The 3,801-nt window shown below is 46.5% G+C and carries 2 protein-coding genes; both read left to right on the plus strand.

What is annotated here, in order from left to right; translation table 11 throughout:
* Positions 1-1,996, plus strand: a 1,996-nt coding sequence (locus ACKPQ4_RS09140) for a 3'-5' exonuclease (RefSeq protein ID WP_407680876.1), incomplete at its 5' end; no start/stop codon positions are given.
* Positions 1,993-3,699 carry an exodeoxyribonuclease V subunit alpha gene (recD, locus tag ACKPQ4_RS09145; RefSeq protein ID WP_407680877.1) on the plus strand — a complete coding sequence of 569 codons (1,707 nt, stop codon included), beginning with the start codon at positions 1,993-1,995 and terminating at the stop codon, positions 3,697-3,699. The genes ACKPQ4_RS09140 and recD, both read left to right, overlap by 4 nt.
* The last annotated feature ends 102 nt before the right edge of the window (positions 3,700-3,801 follow it).

The raw sequence follows: 3,801 nt of genomic DNA on the forward strand, positions 1-3,801 counted from the left end.
TCAGGGCGCCATCCGTATTGATATGGCCAATGAAATATTTGATCTTTTGAATGACGGAAGGGTAGGGGGAAAAGAGGTGAACCCGGGCGATATTGCAGTCCTTGTACGATCGAACTCCGAAGCCCGTGAGGTTTGGGAATATTTTTGTTCCCGCGGATTACCCGCCGTTGTTTTTAGTGACATGAGCTTGTTTGAGACCGAAGAGAGTCGTGAACTTTGTTGGGTCTTACAGGGAATAGTCGATGCACAAAATGATCGCTCTATCAGACGGGCTCTTGCTACAGGCTTGCTGGGAATGTCGAGTGATGATTTCCAGGGTTGGAAGGATGATCCAGCTGAATGGGAAAGATGGGTCGGGCAATTCCGTGGTATTCGACAGACCTGGCGAGAACAGGGAATCTATGTGGCTTTGCGAAAATTATTTCGAGAAACCGGAGCGATTGAACGGAATTTAAAACGCCCGGATGGTGAACGCCGGGTGACTAATTTTTTACATCTTTCCGAGGTTCTACACCAAGCAACCGCAAACAATCCGATGTCTCCATCCTCTCTTGTTGTATGGTTACGTGCAAAAATGGACCAAAAGAACCGCTCGAATGAGGAGTATCAATTACGCCTTGAATCCGAATCTGCGGCCATTCGCATTCTCACGGTTCACAAATCAAAGGGTTTGGAGTATCCAATTACCTTTCTTCCTTTTCTGGGGTTTTCCACCGAACCCAAAAAAGGGGCGTTCACTTATCACGATAAAGATGGGCAATTGACTGTGGGTATGCGGGAGTTGGCAAATGACGAAGATTTGAATCGTGGCTATTTGGCAGAATCCCGGGAAGATGCACGCGTTCTTTATGTTGGTCTTACCCGGGCGTCCTCACGATGTTATCTTTATCATCTTCCTGAAGTTGGTACTGAGCAAGTTCCCTCATCTGCACAGGGCCGGATTTTGCAGGAAATTACAAAATCATCCAGTACTGGAGGGATTGCAGGCTGGATTGAACACTCTGGTTTGAATGAAGAAATTACCCACGATTATTTATCTCTTAACCCAACCGAGCGTGGAGTACGGAATGGACAAACCGCAGAGTTTCGAGTCGCCCCGGATTCTTTGCTTTCAGAAGTTTTTCCCCGTGGGCGGACTTTACCCACAGGGAATCGGATTGAGTCTTTTAGCAGTCTGACCAAGCAGGTCGATTTTAATGGGTTTGATCTGGATGGCGTATCGGTCGAGGAGGGCGAAAAAATGGATGGTTCAATCTCTGATGATCTAATCTTTAAATTCCCTGCAGGTGCAAATGCCGGGAATTTTATGCACGACCTGTTTGAACATTTGTCCTTTGACGATTCATCCGGTTGGGAGGAAATGGTTGGATCGAAATTGGAGGATCATCAATTTGATTCTTTAATTTGGAAAGCACCTATTTTGAAAATGGTCAGCCATGTGATGACGGTCGATCTGTTTCCTGGTTTTTCACTCTCTTCTTTGTCTACTTCCGACCGGATGGAAGAGATGGAATTTCTCTTTCCTTCTGCAAGCACGGAACTATCCAAACTCGGATCAATTCTTCCTGATGATTCCCAACTTAAAAAATATTTATCGAGGGTAGATGGATCGGAATGGGCGGAATTGGAAAAGGATGGGTATTTGACTGGCTTGGTCGATTTGGTCTTTCGTGATCGTGGACGTTATTACATTCTCGATTGGAAATCCAATCTCCTTAGCGGACGGGTGGATGGATTTGAACAGGCTGCCGTTGAGCAAGAGATGCATGATAATCATTACATTTTACAATACCATCTCTATGTACTCGCGATCTATAAATTTTTGAAATCCCGCATTCCTGGATTTTCATATGAGCGGGATTTCGGCGGGGTTTATTATTTGTTCACTCGTGGTATTCGACCATCTTCCAATCGCGGCATCTTTTTTGATCTCCCCTCCCTTTCAGTGGTCAGTGCCCTAGAAGATACCCTTTGTTCGCCGGTTCCCTCCAAATGAAAAAGGATCAGGAAAACAGTCCGCATCTACTTGCCTTGGCGCGGGCGGTCGGGTCTTTCTTTGCATCACGGGAATCTCCCGAGCATGCCAAGGTTCTGGGGAGTTTGTGCGAACGCCTCACCTTGCAAAACGAAAAAGGAACCACCCATCTTCTTGCTTCTGAGTATCAGGATCTTTGTGCAGATCCGAGTATTTTTTCTCCTGTCGGGCAGGCAGATGAAAACCTTCCCCTTGTGCTGACCGCTTCAGGAAGTTTGTATTTTCGCCGATACTTCGAATATGAGATAGAAATTGCCAAATCTTTGGCTGCTCGAGCATGCCTCGAGCACCGTTCTTTTTCATCCGGTAGTCTGCAATTTTTTGACCAAGTAATTCGTCCCCATCTCGATGACTCCCAATCCTTAGCAGTGGGAGTAGGAATGCAAACGAACTTACTTTTTCTCACTGGTGGTCCAGGAACAGGTAAGACCCGTACTCTTGCTCTTTTGCTTGCTTGTATGCTGAAGGAATCTCCAGGTCTTTCGATTGCTTTAGCCGCACCTACCGGGAAGTCTGCTCATCGAATGCGCCAATCCATCGCCCAAACATTGGAAGATGTGGACCTTCCCTGTGAGGTTGCAGAAAAGTTGCTACACAGTGCCCGGGCAAGTACCTTGCACCGATTACTCGGATCAGTTCACGGGTCTGTAGACTTCAGGCGTAATGCTGGAAATCCTCTTTCTTGTGATGTCGTGGTGGTGGACGAGGTGTCGATGGTTGATTTACCCCTAATGGCGAAACTCTGCTCGGCTTTAAGTAAGGATGCAGTTCTTATACTCGCTGGCGATGCGGATCAATTATCTCCCGTACAGGGCGGTGCAGTATTTAATTCATTGGTTCGCGAGCTTATTCCTAATACCTTTTATACTCACCAAAAAACAAACCTGGCATCCTTTTCAAAATTGGGGAGATTTAAAGAGATTAATCACCCCTTGGGCGGTTGCCTTGTTAATCTATCTCATTCCCATCGCCGATCCCGACAAGAACCATCAACCGATGAACTCGGCAATCTTTGTGATGCAATTCGCGAGGGGAGGGGCGAGGATGCATTGTCAATGGTTCGTGCATCTGAAGATTCTCTTTGCTTGATCGAATCGCTGGACGATCCTGCGATTCCACAATTGCTTCGGCAAGGCTTTGCATTCTTCAATCAATCAACCGATCCGCAGGAAGCAATCTCTGCCCTTGGTAAATTTCGCATTCTTTGTGCTCACAACCAGGGACGCTTTGGTGTAGATGGATGGAACGAAAGAGTGCAAAAGATCCTTCCTCCGAGAGTCGATAATCCTCTGCCAGTAGTAGTTGGAGTAAATGACTATTCTATTGGATTGTTTAACGGGGACGATGGAGTAATCATGAATAACATCGCTCATTTTCCCGACGATCAGGGACTCAGGGAGATTTCTTTTTCCCGACTACCTGGTCATCAAATCGGTTATTGCACCACGATTCACCGTAGTCAGGGCTCAGAATTTGAGCAGGTTTTGATTGTTTTACCTCCTGCAGATGCCCGACTACTCAGTCGAGAACTTCTCTATGTCGCAACCAGTCGGGCAAAGTCGAAAATTACTTTAATTGGTGACCCTCAATCCTTGCTTGCTGCAGTTGAACGAAGAGAAGATTCCCGTTCTGGCGTACTCGAATTGCTAACGACAGTAAAATAAATCTTTTAACAGCAACCCGACTCCGGAGAACAAGAGGGAGCGGATGATTCAACTAGATCAATCTTTGCGGGTTCGGCACCAGGGATACCACACTTATCTTTT

It is taken from the genome of Candidatus Chordibacter forsetii (assembly GCF_964187505.1).
GTDB classification, from domain to species: Bacteria; Verrucomicrobiota; Verrucomicrobiia; order Opitutales; family Seribacteraceae; genus Chordibacter; species Chordibacter forsetii.